This is a genomic window from Xanthobacter flavus, from assembly GCF_017875275.1.
Lineage (GTDB): Bacteria > Pseudomonadota > Alphaproteobacteria > Rhizobiales > Xanthobacteraceae > Xanthobacter > Xanthobacter flavus_A.
On record NZ_JAGGML010000001.1, the window covers coordinates 3,438,252 to 3,455,350 of the forward strand.

At 67.8% G+C, this 17,099-nt stretch carries 12 protein-coding genes, 1 tRNA gene and 5 pseudogenes; 11 read left to right on the forward strand and 7 right to left on the reverse strand.

Translation table 11 applies throughout. The features are described from left to right. The first annotated feature begins 113 nt into the window (after nt 1–113). The 3 genes from J2126_RS16290 to J2126_RS16300 all read left to right on the forward strand — a co-directional run bounded on the left by J2126_RS16290 (nt 114) and on the right by J2126_RS16300 (nt 5,177). Complete coding sequence (locus J2126_RS16290) at nt 114–608, forward strand: hypothetical protein (RefSeq protein ID WP_209487939.1); 495 nt, start codon at nt 114–116, stop codon at nt 606–608. Between the two features lie 237 nt (nt 609–845). Further along, nucleotides 846–3,800 carry a putative bifunctional diguanylate cyclase/phosphodiesterase gene (locus tag J2126_RS16295; RefSeq protein WP_209487940.1) on the forward strand — a complete coding sequence of 985 codons (2,955 nt, stop codon included), beginning with the start codon at nt 846–848 and terminating at the stop codon, nt 3,798–3,800. Between the two features lie 105 nt (nt 3,801–3,905). After that, nucleotides 3,906–5,177 (forward strand): MFS transporter, encoded by a 1,272-nt coding sequence (locus J2126_RS16300; RefSeq protein WP_209487941.1) that lies wholly within the window; start codon nt 3,906–3,908, stop codon nt 5,175–5,177. 3 nt (nt 5,178–5,180) lie between these two features. On the opposite strand, the gene J2126_RS16305 is transcribed toward J2126_RS16300, so the two are convergent. Beyond that, on the reverse strand, nt 5,181–6,371 hold the full coding sequence (locus J2126_RS16305; RefSeq protein WP_209487942.1) for a lytic murein transglycosylase: 1,191 nt from the start codon (nt 6,369–6,371) through the stop codon (nt 5,181–5,183). Nucleotides 6,372–6,592: 221 nt separating this feature from the next. On the opposite strand from J2126_RS16305, the gene mtnC reads away from it, so the two are divergent. Beyond that, nucleotides 6,593–7,270: an acireductone synthase gene (gene mtnC / locus J2126_RS16310; RefSeq protein ID WP_209487943.1), complete on the forward strand. Its 678-nt coding sequence runs from the start codon at nt 6,593–6,595 to the stop codon at nt 7,268–7,270. Between the two features lie 23 nt (nt 7,271–7,293). Beyond that, nucleotides 7,294–7,623, forward strand: coding sequence for a 2Fe-2S iron-sulfur cluster-binding protein (locus J2126_RS16315; RefSeq protein WP_209487944.1), 330 nt, complete (start codon nt 7,294–7,296; stop codon nt 7,621–7,623). A gap of 199 nt (nt 7,624–7,822) precedes the next feature. Here the strand turns inward: J2126_RS16315 and J2126_RS16320 are convergent. Both J2126_RS16320 and J2126_RS16325 read right to left on the reverse strand, forming a co-directional pair. Further along, nucleotides 7,823–9,692 (reverse strand): annotated as a pseudogene (locus tag J2126_RS16320) (DEAD/DEAH box helicase). Between the two features lie 168 nt (nt 9,693–9,860). After that, nucleotides 9,861–10,643: a DUF4394 domain-containing protein gene (locus tag J2126_RS16325; protein WP_209487945.1), complete on the reverse strand. Its 783-nt coding sequence runs from the start codon at nt 10,641–10,643 to the stop codon at nt 9,861–9,863. Nucleotides 10,644–10,794: 151 nt separating this feature from the next. Here J2126_RS16325 and J2126_RS16330 point away from each other — a divergent pair, with 151 nt between their 5' ends. Both J2126_RS16330 and J2126_RS16335 read left to right on the forward strand, forming a co-directional pair. Beyond that, entirely contained in the window at nt 10,795–11,355 is a 561-nt protein-coding gene (locus J2126_RS16330; protein ID WP_245327390.1) for a sigma-70 family RNA polymerase sigma factor, read from the forward strand. After that, on the forward strand, nt 11,352–12,095 hold the full coding sequence (locus J2126_RS16335) for an anti-sigma factor (RefSeq protein WP_209487947.1): 744 nt from the start codon (nt 11,352–11,354) through the stop codon (nt 12,093–12,095). The genes J2126_RS16330 and J2126_RS16335 overlap by 4 nt, the downstream gene beginning before the upstream one ends. Nucleotides 12,096–12,210: 115 nt before the next feature. Here J2126_RS16335 and J2126_RS25395 read toward each other — a convergent pair. Beyond that, nucleotides 12,211–12,479 (reverse strand): annotated as a pseudogene (locus J2126_RS25395) (hypothetical protein); the annotation flags it as partial. Here J2126_RS25395 and J2126_RS25400 point away from each other — a divergent pair. Continuing rightward, a pseudogene (locus J2126_RS25400) lies at nt 12,476–12,703 on the forward strand (amidohydrolase family protein); the annotation flags it as partial. The pseudogenes J2126_RS25395 and J2126_RS25400 sit on opposite strands and share 4 nt — an antisense overlap. Before the next feature lie 139 nt (nt 12,704–12,842). Here the strand turns inward: J2126_RS25400 and ettA are convergent. Then, on the reverse strand, nt 12,843–14,498 hold the full coding sequence (gene ettA / locus J2126_RS16345) for an energy-dependent translational throttle protein EttA (RefSeq protein WP_209487948.1): 1,656 nt from the start codon (nt 14,496–14,498) through the stop codon (nt 12,843–12,845). Nucleotides 14,499–14,612: 114 nt separating this feature from the next. Between ettA and J2126_RS16350 the strand changes: the two genes are divergently transcribed. Further along, nucleotides 14,613–15,086 (forward strand): cupin domain-containing protein, encoded by a 474-nt coding sequence (locus J2126_RS16350; protein WP_209487949.1) that lies wholly within the window; start codon nt 14,613–14,615, stop codon nt 15,084–15,086. Nucleotides 15,087–15,245: 159 nt separating this feature from the next. After that, nucleotides 15,246–15,320: transfer RNA gene (locus J2126_RS16355), tRNA-Gly, on the forward strand. Between the two features lie 519 nt (nt 15,321–15,839). On the opposite strand, the pseudogene J2126_RS16360 reads toward J2126_RS16355, so the two are convergent. Beyond that, nucleotides 15,840–15,965, reverse strand: a pseudogene (locus tag J2126_RS16360) (IS3 family transposase); the annotation flags it as partial. 31 nt (nt 15,966–15,996) lie between these two features. On the opposite strand from J2126_RS16360, the pseudogene J2126_RS16365 reads away from it, so the two are divergent. Further along, a pseudogene (locus tag J2126_RS16365) lies at nt 15,997–16,572 on the forward strand (LysR substrate-binding domain-containing protein); the annotation flags it as partial. A 118-nt stretch (nt 16,573–16,690) separates the two neighbouring features. On the opposite strand, the gene J2126_RS16370 reads toward J2126_RS16365, so the two are convergent. Continuing rightward, a complete protein-coding gene (locus tag J2126_RS16370) occupies nt 16,691–17,062 on the reverse strand; it encodes a cupin domain-containing protein (RefSeq protein ID WP_245327392.1) in 372 nt (123 codons plus the stop codon). Nucleotides 17,063–17,099: the final 37 nt, after the last annotated feature.

Consider the following 17,099-nt stretch of genomic DNA (forward strand, 5'->3'; position numbering starts at 1 on the left):
GGCGCCGCCCGCGTTGGCGAAGGGAAGGTCTTGGGGGCACCGCGTTCCGAAGGCCGGTTGAGTGGGCCGAAGGCACAGACTAAGCTTGCGCGCCTGATCTGGAAGGACATCTCATGCGCGCCGCCGGACCGATCCTGATGCTCGGTTGTCTCGTCGTGCCGGTTTCAGGGGCGCGCGCCGACGACTGCCAGAACGTGGCCGATGCCTATGATCGCCTCAGCAAGGCGCCGGCCTACCGGCAGATGACATCGCTCAACGGCAAGCTCCTGATGGAATCCGTCATCGTCGGCGACGACATGTACGTCAAGGATGGCGCGAAGTGGAACAAGCTGCCGCTTGGACCCGGCGAGCGTGTGCGGATGCAGAAGAGCGTCATTCCCGGCGCATCGAGCCTCAAGGACTGCCGTCGCGTGGGCCCGGAGACGGTCCAGGGCAAGAGCGCGGTGGCCTATGACTACACGCCCCCGCCCATGCCGGGGGTCGGCGCGCTGGACCCTCAGCGGGTCTGGATCGCGGCTGACAGCGGCCTGCCGATCCGCATGACCTCGCAGCAGCAGAAGACCGAGGTGGTCATCAGCTTCGACAACGTGGTCGCCCCCGCCCCATGACCCTCCCGGAGGTGGGAGCCTGCCCGGACGTGCAAGGAAACGGCGCGCCCGACGCTGTGGCTTGAACGATGCCGTGGTCCGCTGCGCGCCCCGCGATCGCCTGTCCCAGCCACGAGCTTTACCGTATCCCCTTGAGCTGAAATATTTTCTTGGGATGATCCGCAAACTCTCGTTTCGCTGCGCGTCCGCCCGGATGTAAGGTGCATTCGATCTCTGACTGTGAAAAGACGCGCGATGATGACCCGCAGGACGTACATCGCGAGCGTCACCATCGCCTATGCGGTCGGCGCCACCCTTTGGATCTACTTCTCCGACCGGTTCATCGAGGGCGTGGGCGGATCCATCGGCTTCGGCCTCTTCTCCACCCTCAAGGGCTTCGTCTTCGTGGCGGTGACGACGGCGCTTCTCTATCTCGCGCTCCACACCGCCGGGACGGAACGCACGCGGCCGATGCCGAAGCTGCGCGCATGGCTTCTGTTCGTGAGCCTTGCGCTGGTGACCCTGCCGGCCGGTCTCATCAGCTATGCGGTGTTCCGCTCGGCCTCTGACACGCTGCTCGGCGAGCGCAGGGGTCAGCTCGAATTCATGACCGAGGCCGTGGCGCGCTCCATCGATGGGGAGGTGGCACGGCGGATGACGGAGGCGACGCCGGCCGCGCCGCAGGACACCCTCCTCTCCATCGTCACCGAGGGCGGTGCCGGCTTCAACCGGCTGGGATCCTTCGTCGGCCTGATGGGCGGCAGCGCCCGGGTGCTGATCGCCACCAGACCCGGCAGCGGTGACGCACGGTGGATGATCGTCGGGCGTCAGCAGGCCCTGCCCGAGGCCCTGACGCCCCTCGCGTCCGCAGGGGCCGGCGGCCTCGCGTCCGACGTCATCACGCCTGCGGACGGCACGCCGCTGCTGGTGGCGGCGGCAACCATCCCCGCGGCCAATGCGGTGCTCATCTCCAGCGTCGCCACCAGCGACGTGGTGGACGACGTGCGCGGCGTCGCCTTTCTCTCCGCCATCACCGCCGCCGCATGCCTGCTGGTGGCGGGGGTTCTCACCCTGCTCTTCATCCAGCACCAGCGGCTGCGCGCCGCCCTGGCGGAGGCGGACCAGAAGGCCGCGCTCCACGCGGCGGAGGAGCGCTTCCGGGCGACTTTCGAGCAGGCCGCCGAGGGCATCGCCCATCTCGACCTCGACGGACGCTTCCTGCGGGTCAACGAAGCGTTCTGCGCCCTCCTGGGGTATGAACGGGACGAACTGCTGGGGCGCAGCTATGCCGACGTGCGACCGGATATCCGCGCGCAGGCCACGGGTGCGGTGGTCCCCGTCGACGGCACGTCGCTTGCCTCGGGCACGGTCCTCGAGGAGCCGGGGGATCAGCCCCACCTCACCCGGGCCGGCACGGAGATCTGGCTGTCCTGCGTCCGGTCCATCGCCCGCGACAGCCTGGAGGACGAGGGCTATGTCATCCTCATGGCCTCCGACGCCACCGCCCGTCGCGCCGCCGAGCACCGGCTGACGCTGGCGCAGGCGGTGTTCACCAATACCCAGGAGGGGCTGGTGGTGACGGACCTCGCCGGGCGCATCACCGCCGTCAACAAGGCCTTCGTCGCCATCACCGGCTACGAGGAGGCGGAGGTGCTGGGCCAGAACATGCGGGTCCTCAACTCCGGCCGGCACGACGAGCTGTTCTATCAGCTGCTCTGGGGCACGCTGAAGGACACCGGCGTCTGGCGCGGCGAGATCTGGAACCGCCGCAAGGGCGGACCCTATTATCTGCAGCAGACGGTCATCAGCACGGTCTACGGCCGCACCGGCGCGCCGGAGAGCTATGTGGGGGCGTTCAACGACATCACCCAGGCGCGCCGCTCCGAGATCGAGGTGGACCGCCTCACGCGCTACGATTCCCTCACCGGCCTGCCCAACCGCACCCTGACCTATTCCCTCATCGAGCACGCCCTGACCCGCACCGACACCCGCTGCGCCGTGCTCTACATCGACATCGACCACCTCAAGACCATCAACGACAGCCTCGGCTTCGCCGCTGGAGACGCGGTGCTGCGGGGCGCCGCCGAGCGTATCCGCAAGACGACGCCGGAAGACGCCACCCTCGGCCGCTACGGCGCCGACGAGTTCGTGGTGGTGATCGACGTGGACAAGGGGCCGGAGGAGGCGGTGCGCCTGTCCGAACGTCTCATCAAGGCATTGGCAGAGCCGTTCGCGGCGGAGGACGTGAGCGATCTCTTCGTCAACGCCAGCATCGGCATCAGCCTGTTTCCCGAGGACGCCAGCGACCCCACCACCATGCTCCAGCACGCCCATTCGGCGGTCTACAAGGCCAAGAGCCGGGGCGGGCGCACCTATGCCTTCTACACCGACGCCCTGACCCGCGATGCACGGGCGCGCGTGCAACTCGTCGCCAACCTGAGGCGGGCGCTGACGGACGGGGAGTTCACCGTCCATTTCCAGCCCATCGTCCGTCTCGCCGACCAGACCATCGTCGGTGCCGAGGCGCTGGTGCGCTGGGTCACCCCCGAAGGCGAGATGATCGGCCCCGACCGCTTCATCCCCGTCGCCGAGGACACCGGCCTCATCGTCCCCCTGGGCGACTTCGTGCTGACGACCGCCTGCGCCCAGATGGCGGCCTGGCGGAGGGCGGGGCTGCCCTGCGGGTTTGTGGCGGTGAATATCTCTGCCGGGCAGCTCAATGCGACCGACATCGTCGCCCGCACCGAGGCGGCGCTCGCCGCCGCGGGGGTGCCGGCTGACAGCATCGAATTCGAAATCACCGAAAGCATGCTTTTCGATGCCGATTCCAGTGCCGAAACCACCCTGAACCGCATTGCCGGACTGGGTATTCGGGTCGCCATCGACGATTTCGGCACGGGCTATTCCTCACTGGCCTACCTCAAGCGTTTCCCCATCTCCCGGCTCAAGATCGACCAGAGCTTCGTGCGCGACCTGCCCACGTCCGCGGTGGATGGCGAACTGGTGCGCGCCATGATCGCCATGGCCCGGGCGCTCGATATCGAGATCCTCGCCGAAGGGGTGGAGGAGGCGGGGCAGATGGCCTTCCTCGCTTCCCACGGCTGCACCTACGGCCAGGGCTATTACTGGAGCCGGCCGCTGCCGCCGGAGCGCTTCGAAGCCTTGTTCCCCAAAGTGCTAGGCGCCGTCAGCGGAAGTGCCGGGGTGCGGTGAGGGCGGCGCGATAGCGCCCTTGATCCCCATCGTCCACCTTGCGCATGGTACATCCGTCCTCTGAGTCTCGGCGCGGGGGTCGGGGGATCACGCAGGGGGAGAGCCATGGCGGCGACGCGATTCCACAGGGTGGTGATCTTCCTCCTGTTCGCCATCACGGTGGTGAACTACATCGACCGCGCGGCCATCTCCTACGCCATCCCCGAAATCGAGCAGCAGCTCGGCCTGTCCAAGGCCGCCGCCGGCACCATCCTCGGCGCCTTCGGCCTCGGCTATGCGGTGACCACCCTCGTCGGCGGTTTCGCCGTGGACCGATACGGCGCGCGCATCGTGCTCACCGTGGCGGCGGTGCTGTGGAGCCTGTCCATCGGCCTCACCGGCCTCGCCTCCGGCTTCCTCACGCTCTATCTCGCCCGCACGCTGCTGGGCATGGCGGAGGGGCCGAACTTCTCCGCCGTCACCGGCGCGGTGGAGCGCTGGCTGCCGCCGGCCCGGCAGGCGAGCGCGCTCTCCTATGCCCTCGTGGCGGTGCCGGTGGCGCTGGCGTGCGGCGGGCCGATCGTGACGCAGCTTCTGGCGGCGCTTGGCTGGCGCGGCACCTTCGCCGTGCTGTTCGTGGTGTCGCTGGTCTGGGTGCCGCTGTGGTTCTTCCTGTTCCGGGACGATCCGGCGCAGTCCCGCCATGTAAATGCGCAGGAACTGGCGTTCATCCGCGAAGGACAGAAGGCGGAGGTCGCACCCGTTCGCCGCTGGCCGCGCATGAGCGAGGTGCGGGTGCTGCTCACCAACCGCACGTTGCTGGTGAATTACTGGGCCTTCTTCGTCTTCGGCTACTTCCTGTTCTTCTTCATGGCGTGGCTGCCGAGTTATTTGCAACAGTCCTATGGGCTGAATCTTCCGGCCGTCGGCGTCTTCACCGTGCTGCCGTGGCTGTGCGCCGCCGGCGCGCTCTGGGCGCTGGGCCGGTGGTCCGATCACCTGCTGACGACGACGGGGCGCCTGCGCGTATCCCGCTCTTACCTCATCGCCGGAACGCAATTGGTGGCGGCGCTCGCGGTGGTGCCGGTGGCGTTCAGTGCCAGCCTTCCGGTGGCCATCACCTGCATCTCGCTGGCGGTCGCCGCCTCCATGGGGGCGAACGCGGCCTATTTCGCGGTGAATGTGGACATCGTGCCGGAGAAGGCCGCCACCGCGCTCGGCATCATGGATTTCTGCTTCGCGCTGGCCGGCTTCGTCGCCCCTGTTGTTACCGGATTCGTGCTATCGCTGCGCGGCTCGTTCGCCGACGGCTTCGCGCTGATGGCGGTGCTGGCGCTTTCATCCGTTGCACTGGTCCTCGCCTTCCACCGGCCGGACGAGGACCGGGCGGCGCCCTGAGGGTCAGCGCCCGGCATTCATGGCGTTGAGCACCGCTTCGCTCGGCCAGCAGTCCACCTTGAGCCCGGCGGATTTCTGGTAGGTGCCGAGCGCCGCGCGGGTCTGCATGCCCGCCTTGCCGTCGATCTTGTCGGAATAGAGCCCGCGCCGCGCGAGGTGCTTCTGCATGGCCTCCACCGATTTCGTCTTGAGCTGGGAGGAGGCCGACCACGGCGTGCGGAAGGGCGCGGGGTCCGTCATGCGGTCGGACAGATGGCCGACGAACAGAACGTAGAGGTCGGAAAAATTGTATTGCTTGATGACGAAATAATTCGCCGTCGTGAGGAAGGACGGGCCGTAGATGCCCTCCGGCTGGAGCAGCGAGGCCGGCTGCGTCACCTCGCTGCCGGAGAGGCGGCGGACGGGGGCGTAGCCGGCCCGGATCCACTCGGATATGGGCTGCTTCACCTCCGGCACGCCCATGGTGCAATCAGCATTCACCGGCGCCAGCACCTCATAGGCCCAGCGCACGCCCGGCTGCCATCCCTTGTCGGCGAGTTGCTTGGCGGCGGAGGCGAGGGCATCGGGCACCGAGCGCCAGATATCGGCGTGGCCGGTGCCATCGAGATCGACGCCGTGCTTCACATAATCGGAGGGCAGGAACTGGGCGAGGCCGGTCGCCCCGGCCCAGGAGGCGCGGAAATCCTTCCGGCTCACATCGCCGTCACTCAGCATCTTGAGGGCGAGGATGAACTCGGTGCGGTACTGCTCCTTGCGCCGGCCGGCATAGGCCTGCGTCGCCAGCACCTTGAGCGCGTCGTGGGGCGAGGTGTAGCGGCCGAAATCGGTCTCGCGGCCCCAGATGGCCAGCACCACGGGGGCGGGCACGCCGAACATGGCCTCGATTCGGTCGAGGGGCGCCTTGTACTTCTGCATCAGCCGCTGCCCTTCGGCGGCGAGGCGGGCGATGGTGGCTTCCTTCACATAGGCCGCCGGCACCTGCACGAATTCGGCCTGTCCGCCCGCACCGGTGGAGGGTCGGCCGGGCAGAGCGAGATCCGGCAGCTTGTAGTCGGGTTCGAGGCCCGCCGTCTCCCGCTCGAAGGCGGCGCGCGACACGCCGGCTGCCTGCGCCTCCGGCCACAGGGAGGCGATGAATTGCGTGAAGGCCGCATCCGCCGCGCGGGCGGGCGCGGTGAGCGTGAGAACGGACATCCAGGCGACGAGCCCGGCAAAGAGGCAACGGTAACCGGCGGGCAAGGGGCGGCTCATCGATGGGAGAGGCACAGCCGGAGGGTAACATGGCCCGCCTCGCCGCCAAAGCGGCGGCTGGCACGGCGGGTGCTTGCCCCTCCCGGTAACCCGGACCGCGCGGAGGGGAGGGCCGTTCTGGCGGCTTCCCGACAATCGGATCCGGCTGAGGCAGAGGCGCATCCATGGCCATAAAGGCGGTGCTGATGGACATCGAGGGCGTGCTCGGCCCCCTGTCCTTCCTGGAAGAAACACTGGTCCCACATACCCGCGAGCGGCTCGGCGCCTTCATCGCCGCGCATGGCGAGGAGGACGAGGAGATCGAGGCGGCGCTGGATGAGGCGGGACGGTTGATGGGTGGCTTCTCCCTCAAGTCCCACGAAGCGGAGGCGCTGCTGCTGCGCTGGATGAAGCAGGGCCGCAAGCCGACGCCGCTCAAGATCATCCAGGGCCGAATCTGGCAGGAGGGCTATGCCGCCGGAGCCTTCAAGGCGGAGATCTATGACGATGCCGGACCGAGCCTTGCCGCCTGGAAGACCCAGGGGCTCAGGCTGTTCAGCTTCTCGTCCTCCTCGGAACTGGCGCAGAAGCTCTGGCTCTCGTCCGCCGGGTCGGACGCGGAGAGCCTTCTGGACGGCTTCTTCGACACCCGCATGGGCCAGAAGGTGGAGGAGGAGGCCTACAAGGCCATCGCCCAGGAGATTGGCATCGCCCCGGCGCAGATCCTCGTGCTCTCGGAAAATGTGGACGAACTGGACGCGGCCGCATCCGCCGGCCTCGCTACGGTGCGGATCGCGCGGGCAGGCGGTGAAAGTGGACGGCACCCGGCGGCGGCGGACCTCGCGTCCGTCATCCTGCCGTGAGCCGGCGGGCGGGTGCTTGAGCCATGGCCCGGTTCACCGTGGAAACCCGCAGCGGCGACCGGCAGGAGGTAAGCGGCCGCGATGGCGCCTCCCTCCTCAAGGCCATCCGCAAGGGCGGCATCGAAGAACTCACGGCCCAGTGCGGCGGCGGCTGCGCCTGCGCCACCTGCCATGTCTTCGTCACCTTTCCGGCCAGTGTGGCGGCGCCTCAGATCAGCCCCGGCGAGAGCCGCATGCTCGCCACCAGCGCGGCCCGCACGCTTGCGTCCCGGCTTGCCTGCCAGTTGAAGCTGGAGCCGGCCATGGAAGGCATGCTTGTGGTGATTGCGCCGGAGGAACCGGGCAGCTTCTAGAGCACGCGCCGACCTGATTGCGTCGCAATCAGATCGGATCACGCGTTCTCTTTCTTGAGCTTAGAGGGCGATCCACCGATCAAGTCGATTCAACTTGATCGGATCGCGCTCCAGGGAAGGAGGGTGTGGCGGTCCACCCTCGGACATCTGCTCCCTTCGCTCCCGTTCGGGGCTCCAGCCCACTGGCGTCCGATCGCCGTCAGGAGCGTCTCGGCGGCTTACCTTTCGGTTTGCCCTCGGATGGGTGCGCGCGGCGGCTTTTCTGCTGACGCTCGCCTTTGCCCTGACCCACCTGCTTGGTCTCGCGCGGCTTCTCGAATGGGGCTTTGCCGTGCGCCGGCCTCTCGTGCTCCGCTCCACTGCGAAATGACTTGCCGCGAGACGGCTTCTCGGAGCGCGAGAGGTGGCGCTCGGTCTTGTCGCGCTCGGGCCTTGTTCGGCCGGGGCGCTTCGCGGGGGCGGCCGGCTGGCCGGGCATCGGCTCGATGACGACATCGTCGCCGTCGGCCTTGCGGGCGACCTTGCTGAAGCGCTCGGCGGCGGCGGGGCTCACCTCGAAGGCGGTCTCCTCATCGAAGATGCGGATGACGCCGATCTCCTTGCGCGTCACGTTCCCGCGCCGGCAGATCAGGGGCAGCAGCCATTTGGGGTCGGCATTGTTGCGTCGTCCGACGTTGAGGCGGAACCAGACCCCGCCGACATTCGAGCCGCCGTCGAAGTCCCGCCCGGCCGCCCGGTCGCGGGCGGTGCGCGGCTCGCCCGGATCGGCGACTTCCTCGGGCGCCGGCAGGCCGGCCCGGTAGAGGCGCGCCAGCGCGGCGGCGAGGTGCTCGGGCGAGTGCGCGGCGAGCAGGGCAAGGCCCGCGCTGGCATCCTCTTCGCCCGGCTCATCGGTGATGAGGGCATCGTGCAGCATGCGGTCGTGGTCGAGCTTGCGGATGTCCTCGGACGTGGGCGGGCCGGACCAGGATGGCCGGATGCCGATTGCCCGCATCAGATCCTCGGCCCGGCGCCGGCGAAACGGCGGCACCAGAAGCACGCTCACCCCCTTGCGGCCCGCCCGGCCGGTGCGGCCGCTGCGGTGCTGGAGGCTTTCGCCGTCGTTCGGCAGGTCGGCGTGGATGACGAGGCCGAGGTTCGGCAGGTCGATACCGCGCGCCGCCACATCGGTGGCGACGCAGACCCGCGCCCGCCCGTCCCGCAGGGCCTGCAAGGCGTGGTTGCGCTCGTTCTGGCTCAATTCGCCGGACAGGGCGACGGCCGCGAACTGCCGCTCCTGAAGCATGGCGTGCAGGCGCCGCACCGCCTCCCGCGTGTTGCAGAAGACGATGGCGCTGGGGGTATCATAATAGCGGAGCACGTTGACGACCGCATGGTCGACCTCCGTCGGCGCGACGCGCATGGTGCGGTATTCGATATCGGCGTGCCCGCCTTCCGCCCCCGCCACCTCAATGCGCAGGGCGTCCCGCTGGTAGCGCTTGGCGAGCGTGATGATCCCGCGCGGCATGGTCGCGGAAAACAGCAGGCTGCGGCGCTCCGGCGGGGGTCGCGTCGAGAATGAACTCGAGATCCTCGCGGAAGCCGAGATCGAGCATCTCGTCGGCCTCGTCCAGCACGGCCACGCGCAGCGCCGAGAGGTCGAGGCGGCCGCGTTCCAGGTGGTCGCGCAGGCGGCCGGGCGTGCCGACGACGATATGGGCGCCTCGCGCCAAAAGGCGCTGCTCCTGCCGCGGGTCCATGCCGCCGACGCAGGAGACAATGCGGGAGCCGGTCTCCGCGTAGAGCCACGCGAATTCGCGCTGGACCTGCAGCGCCAGTTCCCGCGTCGGTGCCACCACGAGGGCCTGCGGCACGCTGGCGAACGCGAACCGCTCTTCGGTGCCCAGCAGCGTCCCGGCCATGGCGAGGCCATAGGCGACCGTCTTGCCGGACCCGGTCTGGGCGGACACCAGAAGGTCGCGGTCGGATGCCTCGGGTGCCAGCACGGCAAGCTGCACCGGCGTGGGGTTGTCATATTCCCGCTCGGCCAGGGCACGGGCGAGGGCCGGGTTCGTCGTCAGGAAGGGCACGGCTGGGGTCCGCCTATGTCGCAGTATCGTCAGGCGTCGGAGGGGAGCCGTCGGAACGTGTGGAGCCCCTTCATAATAGGCCTGTGGCCCGGATGCCATATCCACCTCCCGGACAGACCAAAGGCCGCCGGATCGCTCCGGCGGCCTTGATCGTCACGATACGAGGCGTCACATCGCCGGCATCACCGCGATGTCGTGGACCACGCCGCCGGCGCCCTTGATCTTGCCGACTTCGCTCGCCGTGCCCTTGGCGAGATCGACGCGGTAGAGCGTGCCGTCCGCCAGCAGCCAGCCCTCACTCGCGCCGGCGTCGACCATCACGATGTCGAACGCGTAGCGCTTCGCCTTCACCCCGAGCTTGCCGACGGCGGCCAGAACGCCGTCATTGGGCGGCGCCTGCTTCACCAGCGCGCCGATGGTTGCGTCGATGTTGTAGAGCGTCGTCTCCTTGGCGCCCTTCACCGAATTGGTGTAGCTGCCGGCGACCACGTTGGGCGCCTCGCCCTTGTGCATGTCGGTCTCGGCGAACTTCAACGTGCCGTCGGTGGTGACCTTCCCGTCATCCACATTGGCGCGCAGGTTGGTGCCGTCGCTGCCGATGATGCGCAGCCGGTCGGCGACCGGGTTGAAATCGACGGTGGCGGCGACGCCGGGCGCCAGCGTGCTGCTGAGCCTGGACTTCATGGTCGCCTTGGCGGTCGCGGTGTCGATCACGGCGACCGTGCCATTGTCGAACAGGCCGTAGAGCATGCCGTCCGCCGGGCGCACGTCGATGCCGATGAGCTTGCCCTCGACGCCGCTCACCTTCATCGGCTTGCCGGCGGTCCAGGTCTTGGCATCGATGGGGGCGATCATGTTGCCGTCCATGAGCGCGATCACGGTCTGGCCCTGGGCGGCGCCGGCCCCGGCCAGGACGCCTGCGAGCGTCAGGGCGATCATCGAGACTTTCATCTGTCTTCCTCCGTCCGAAGCCGAACGCATCGGCTGATACGGAGCGGTTACCCACGCCCTTGCCCGGCGGATGCAGCACAAATTTCTTTTTTGTCTTTGCATCCGAAGGCGCCGTCGGTGCGTATTCGTTCGAATGACGCGCGGAGCCGTGATGACAGCGCTGGCGGGGGCCGTTTCGCGGGATGAGCTTGCCCGGGCGCTGGAAGGCTGCGCGCGCGGCGATCGCTCCAGCCTGCGCCGGCTGTACGATCAACTGGCACCGCAGATGATCGGCGTCGCCTTGCGGCTGCTGCGGCGCCGCGACCTCGCCGAGGAGGTGGTGCAGGACACCTTCCTGCGCATCTGGGAGAAAGCCGCGACATTCGATCCGGCGCGCGGTGAGCCGGCGACCTGGATGTTCGCCATCCTGCGGCACCGGGCGCTGAATGTGCTGCGCGGCGAAGGCCGGACCGAACTCGTCGACGATTTCGAGCCGATGGGGCTGGCGAGCGAGGATGCCGACGCCGAGCATGTCGTCATCGCCTTGTCGGAGAACGGGGCGCTGCGCCGCTGCCTTGAACGGCTTGAACCCTTGCGTCGCAACGCCATCATCCTCGCCTATGCGCGCGGGTTGAGCCATGGCGAGCTGGCGGGACGGCTCGGCATTCCGCTGGGTACCGCCAAATCCTGGATCCGCCGGGGCCTGCTCTCGCTCAGGCAGTGCATGGCATGACGGAAACCGAGAAAGAGGCCCTCGCGGCCGAGTTCGCGCTGGGCCTGCTCGATACGGCCCAGACGGCGCGGTGCGAAGCTCTGGCTGCGGAGGATGCGGATTTCGCCGCGCGGGTCGAGGCCTGGCGCCGCAACCTCATCGAGATCGATATGGCCGCGATCCCGGAGCCGCCGCCGGAGACGCTGTGGCACCGGATCGAAGCCGGGATGGCCGGCGCAGGGACCGGCGCAGGGGCGGCCACATCGCCCCGCTCCCGCACGACAACGACCACGAAATGGCTTTCCGGGCTGTGGAGCGACCTTCCCGCGTGGCGCGCCGCCGGGCTTGCGGCGATGGCGGCCTGCCTCGTGCTGGCGGTCGCGCTGACGGTGCAGATCCGCAGCATCGCCCGCACGCCGGTACTGGTGGCGGTGATGATGTCGGACCAGAGCCGCCCCCTGGCGCTGGTGAACACCTTCCGCGACGGGCGCGCCGAACTCGTGCCGCTGGAAGCGCTCAGCGCGCCCGCCGGCAAATCACTGCAGGTGTGGACCTTGTGGGACCGCGCGCGGGGGCCGGTCTCGGTGGGCCTTCTGGAGGCCATGCGCAGCATGAAGCTGACGGTGGATGGCCTGCCGGCGCCCATTCCGGACCAGTTGTTTGAAGTCACGCTCGAGCCCGCCGGCGGGTCGCCCACGGGACGCCCGACGGGACCCATCCTGATGAAGGGAAATGCCTCCCGGACTGAATTCGGCATTTAGACGACGCGGCGGGTGGCGCAAACGGGGGCCGGTCTCCGAGCCCACCGATCAACTGGCGGGCGGCATGAGGGCGCAGGATCCCGGCGTTCCGGTCCTGCTCGCTCACGGCATTGGGCTAGCGCGCGCCGCTGATGGTCTCGCCGAACAACGGGCGGTTTCCGGAGGGCTGGCAGCGCCAGTATTGCGGGACGGCCTCCACGCTGGCGCCCAGTTCGACCGCGGCATGCCAGGGCCAGCGCGGGTCACAGAGGAGGCCGCGGGCCAGCACCACCATGTCCGCCTCGCCGGAGGAGACGATGTGCTCCGGTTGGCGAGGGGCGAGAGGAACTGGTGCAGCAGATAGCCGTGGGCGCCGTGCAGCTCGATGGCGTCGATGCCGAACCGCCCGCATCCAGCGCCTCGACGGCGGTCGCCTGGAAGCCGGCCGGGCGGCCGACCTCGTCTTCCTGGCGCGCGCCCAGTGCAGCTCCGGCGCAGACCTCCTCTCCAGCATCGCCGCCGGCGACCTGCCGGGCGTGGGGATGGTGATCATCGACGGCATCGTGCGCTGCGGCCGAAGCCGCAACACGCCGCCGGCGGAGGTCGTGCCGGAGATTGTGCAGGCTTAGACGGGGCCGAGGTAGGCGGAGCCGGGTTCGGAAGCGCCTGCGGCTGGCCGTTGCGCTGGGCCCCGGCTCTCCTTTCCCTGCGCTACGCTCCGTTGCGGTGGGCCGGGGCGCGAGGGGGCCCGCCAGACGAGTTGTCACCTCACCTCGAAAACTTCTTGTACTGAATCCGCTTCGGGATCACCGAATCCGTCCCCAGGCGGCGCTTCTTGTCCTCTTCATAGTCCGCGAAGTTGCCTTCGAACCATTCCACGTGGCTGTCGCCCTCGAAGGCGAGCATGTGGGTGGCGATGCGGTCGAGGAAGAAGCGATCGTGCGAGATGATGACGGCGCAGCCGGCGTAGTCCTCAAGCGCCTCTTCAAGCGCGCGCAGGGTGTCCACGTCGAGGTCGTTGGTGGGCTCGTCGAGCAGCAGCACGTTGCCGCCGCGCTGGAGCACCTTGGCGAGGTGGACGCGGTTGCGCTCACCGCCGGAGAGCATGCCCACCTTCTTCTGCTGGTCGCCGCCCTTGAAGTTGAAGGCCGCGCAATAGGCGCGCGAGGGAATCTCCTTCTTGCCGACGTAGATCACCTCGTTGCCGTCGGAGATTTCCTCCCACACGGTCTTCTTGTCGTCGAGCGCGTCGCGGCTCTGGTCCACATAGCCGAGCTTGACCGAATCGCCGATCTCGATGGAGCCGCCGTCCGGCTTCTCCTGTCCCGTGATCATCCGGAACAGCGTGGTCTTGCCCGCGCCGTTCGGCCCGATGACGCCGACGATGCCGCCCGGCGGCAGCTTGAAGGAGAGATCGTCGATGAGCATCTTGTCGCCGAACGCCTTGTTCAGGTGATCGAAGGCGATGACGTTCTGCCCGAGGCGCTCGGCCACGGGGATGACGATCTGGGTGGCGGAGGGCTGGCGCTCGGACGCGCGCTGCAGCAGCTCCTCATAGCGCTGGATACGCGCCTTGTTCTTCGCCTGGCGGGCCTTGGGAGAGGCGCCGATCCACTCCTGCTCGCGGGAGAGCGCGCGCTGGCGGGCTTCGTCCTCGCGGCCTTCCTGCTGGAGGCGCTTCTGCTTCTGGCCGAGCCAGGAGGAATAATTGCCCTCGTAGGGAATGCCGCGGCCGCGATCCAGCTCCAGGATCCAGCCCGTCACGTTGTCGAGGAAGTAGCGATCGTGGGTGACGATCAGGATGGCGCCGGGATAGGTACGCAGGTGGCCTTCCAGCCAGTTCACCGTTTCGGCGTCGAGATGGTTGGTGGGCTCGTCGAGGAGCAGGAGTTCCGGCTGCTCCAGCAGCAGGCGGCACAGCGCCACGCGGCGGCGCTCACCGCCCGAGAGGCGCGTCACCTCCCAGTCGTCCGGCGGGCAGCCGAGCGCGTTCATGGCCTGCTCCACCTTCGAATCGAGATCCCAGAGGCCCTGCGCCTCGATCTCGTCCTGAAGCCGGGTCATCTCGTCCGCGGTCTCGTCCGAATAGTTCATGGCGAGCTCGTTGTAGCGCTCCATGATGGCCTTCTGCTTGGCCACGCCGTCTTCCACGTTCTGGCGGACGGTCTTGGTGGGATCGAGCGCCGGCTCCTGCGGCAGGTAGCCCACGCGCACGCCCTCGGCGGGGCGGGCCTCGCCGGTGAAATCCTTGTCGATGCCGGCCATGATGCGCAGCAGGGTCGACTTGCCCGCGCCGTTGTTGCCGAGCACGCCGATCTTGGCGTCCGGGTAGAAAGAGAGGTGCACGTTGTCGAGCACCTTCTTGCCGCCCGGATAGGTCTTGGTCATGCCGTGCATGTGGTAGGCGTACTGATAGGGGGCCATGGGCCGCCGTCTCCTGAAAAGGGGTGCGGGAAAGTTGGCGCCGTTCTAGCCTCGCAGGCGAGGCGCGGCAAGGTTCGCGACGCCACAGCGGCCAACGCGCATGCGGAGGAAAAGATGGGTTCCGACCACCACCACCACACCGACTGGCGCACCGACGGCGTGCAGGTGATCCCCGGCGACAGCCTCGATCCTAACACCGCCCAGACCCCGGGCATGAACCGCGCCACAGCCATCAACCGCGCCCGCGCAGGCGCCGAGAAGATCTGGGCCGGCACCGTCCACATCTATCCGGATGCCAAGACCGGCGCCCACCACCACGGCGATCTGGAAAGCGTCATCTACGTGGTCAAGGGCCGCGCCCGCATGCGCTGGGGCGAGAATCTGGAGTTCGTGGCCGAGGCCGGGCCGGGCGACTTCATCTTCGTGCCGCCCTATGTGCCCCACCAGGAGATCAATGCCTCCGCCGACGAGACGCTGGAATGCGTGCTGGTGCGCTCGGGCCAGGATCCGGTGGTGGTGAACCTCGACATCGAGCCGGTGGAGAAGCCGGAGCATGTGAAGTGGATCGACCCGATCCATCGGGAGTGAAGGCACGGGCGGCCTTCTGCTACAAGGCTTTGCGGCGGCGCTTCCACCGAACCATCCACAGGCCGGCGGAGAAAGAACGCAAAGGGTGTTGCATTCGCCCCCGGCATTTTCTATAGAACCGCACCCGCCGCCGAGACATTGTCTCGCCGGCAAATGGATGCGGGTGTAGCTCAGGGGTAGAGCACAACCTTGCCAAGGTTGGGGTCGAGGGTTCGAATCCCTTCGCCCGCTCCAGTTTTTCGTCTTAAAATCAGATGGTTGGCAAACGCCCTTCGGGGCGTTTTCAGCTTACCGGCCAAAGCTTTGGCATTCCGGTAAGCAGGCGGTAAGCACGTCAAGGGCGATCCTGGCGTGCCTTGGCGTAGGCGCCGCCCTGCTCGAAGTCGCCGAACGAGCCCGGGCCGGGGCGTGGTGGGCTTGTTCGGCGGACAGAAATCTACCGCCGGCCGAGCGGGCTTTGTCGCCCGGTCAGAGGAAGAGCGCGGGCGTCCCGTGACAGGTTGAGGGCTGAGAGAGGCTCCACGCAGTCCGCGTACCTGCATTGGATGCAGGGGTCCGTCAGGACCATCCAAGAACGTCCCACCTCGTACTTCACAGCGGCGAGGCGCGGGATGACTCATGCCTGCCCCTCGAGTGCCCTCTCAGCGACGTCCGCTTTGCGCGCCCATCCCAGCCATTGATCTGTTAACGTCCGCGGCCCAAAAGCGGACATTGCCAGTCGAGGCACCTCGGCACTGACGTTGCCCCCAACTTCTATCCAGCTGTGAGTTCGTTCTGGCGGTTGGATTTGCCCTGTCGGGCGTGCTGGGCGGCGGGGGCAGATGCGGAGCCGTTCATGTTGCGGAGCGTCTGATCCCGCCGCGGGTGGAACGTTGAGGAAGTCCGCTACCTCGGCGGGAAGGCGTGCGGGCAGGTGTCGGTCGGCTTCCCGCCCTCCCTTGCACACGTGTTGAGCGTGCCTCTGGCCGAAACCGCGCAGGTCGACCATCCGAAGATGCGCCTGCGGATCGCGGAAGGCTTATCGGGTCATATTCTGTCGTGGATCATGCAGGAGACGTTGAGCCTTGGCGTCGTCTATCAGGGGCTCGATCTTTCCGGGTTCGACAGCAGCCTGCTCATGACCGAGGAGTTGTTCCTCGCGACTGCGCCCGACAACTGGGACTATACGGATGACGACGCCAGCATCGTGCGGAAACCGGTGGGATTTGAATTCGTCGCCGGCCTGCCGCTCGTCCTGCCCAGCCGTACCCACGGCGCGCGCGAACTCTATGAGCGCTACGCCAAGGCTGCGAGAATTCAGCTGAACGTCGTGCTGGAGCTGGATTCCCTGCGGGAGATCATCACCTTCACCTCACGGGCGAGCGCCTACACAATCCTGCCCCACGCTGCGGTGCTCGAGGAGGTCGCGCGCGGCGAACTGCTCCTCGTTCCCATCGTCGATCCCGTCATCCGACGCAATGCCTATGTCGTTCGCAAGCAGGGGTAATCTGTGACCCAGGCGAGCCTGGAGGTGGAGGCGATGATCGCGTGCATCCTGCGCGAAGCGATGTGGCGTCACGATCTTCGCGCCCAGTTTCCGCCCCCCGAATAAGCGCCAGATTGGATCAGCGCAGGTAGTACTGGAACTCGAGCAGGATGCAGCCTTCTTGGGAGATGAAGGGGCCGTGCGGTGTTCCGGGCGGCCGGCAGGAATAGGTCAGCGCCGCGTCGGCACCCTGCTGGGCACCGGCGGTCAGCGTGAGCGTGCCTCTCAGCAGGACCACTTCCTCCCAATAGTCGTGAACCAGCGGGTGCGTGGTGAAGGCGCCCGGCATGAACCTGACGAGGCGCGTGCGGGCTCCGCTCTTGGCTTCCTCGTCAAGGTCATCGGCCAGGGTCTTGACCATCAGTCCCTCGGGAAAGCCCGGCAGCTCGGTCCATCCGGTCTCGAGATCGAACGGCTCCATCTCAATGGGGCCACGGCTGGTCTTCGGCATGAGGCCTCACGGGGTTTGAGGGGACGGCTGGGGGAGA

Excerpts from the sequence above, each read along its gene's own strand:
- J2126_RS16290 (WP_209487939.1), top strand. The coding sequence starts at position 114 with ATGCGCGCCGCCGGACCGATCCTGATGCTCGGTTGTCTCGTCGTGCCG.
- J2126_RS16295 (WP_209487940.1), top strand. The coding sequence starts at position 846 with ATGACCCGCAGGACGTACATCGCGAGCGTCACCATCGCCTATGCGGTC.
- J2126_RS16300 (WP_209487941.1), top strand. The coding sequence starts at position 3,906 with ATGGCGGCGACGCGATTCCACAGGGTGGTGATCTTCCTCCTGTTCGCC.
- J2126_RS16305 (WP_209487942.1), bottom strand. The coding sequence starts at position 6,371 with ATGTCCGTTCTCACGCTCACCGCGCCCGCCCGCGCGGCGGATGCGGCC.
- mtnC (WP_209487943.1), top strand. The coding sequence starts at position 6,593 with ATGGCCATAAAGGCGGTGCTGATGGACATCGAGGGCGTGCTCGGCCCC.
- J2126_RS16315 (WP_209487944.1), top strand. The coding sequence starts at position 7,294 with ATGGCCCGGTTCACCGTGGAAACCCGCAGCGGCGACCGGCAGGAGGTA.
- J2126_RS16325 (WP_209487945.1), bottom strand. The coding sequence starts at position 10,643 with ATGAAAGTCTCGATGATCGCCCTGACGCTCGCAGGCGTCCTGGCCGGG.
- J2126_RS16330 (WP_245327390.1), top strand. The coding sequence starts at position 10,795 with ATGACAGCGCTGGCGGGGGCCGTTTCGCGGGATGAGCTTGCCCGGGCG.
- J2126_RS16335 (WP_209487947.1), top strand. The coding sequence starts at position 11,352 with ATGACGGAAACCGAGAAAGAGGCCCTCGCGGCCGAGTTCGCGCTGGGC.
- ettA (WP_209487948.1), bottom strand. The coding sequence starts at position 14,498 with ATGGCCCCCTATCAGTACGCCTACCACATGCACGGCATGACCAAGACC.
- J2126_RS16350 (WP_209487949.1), top strand. The coding sequence starts at position 14,613 with ATGGGTTCCGACCACCACCACCACACCGACTGGCGCACCGACGGCGTG.
- J2126_RS16370 (WP_245327392.1), bottom strand. The coding sequence starts at position 17,062 with ATGCCGAAGACCAGCCGTGGCCCCATTGAGATGGAGCCGTTCGATCTC.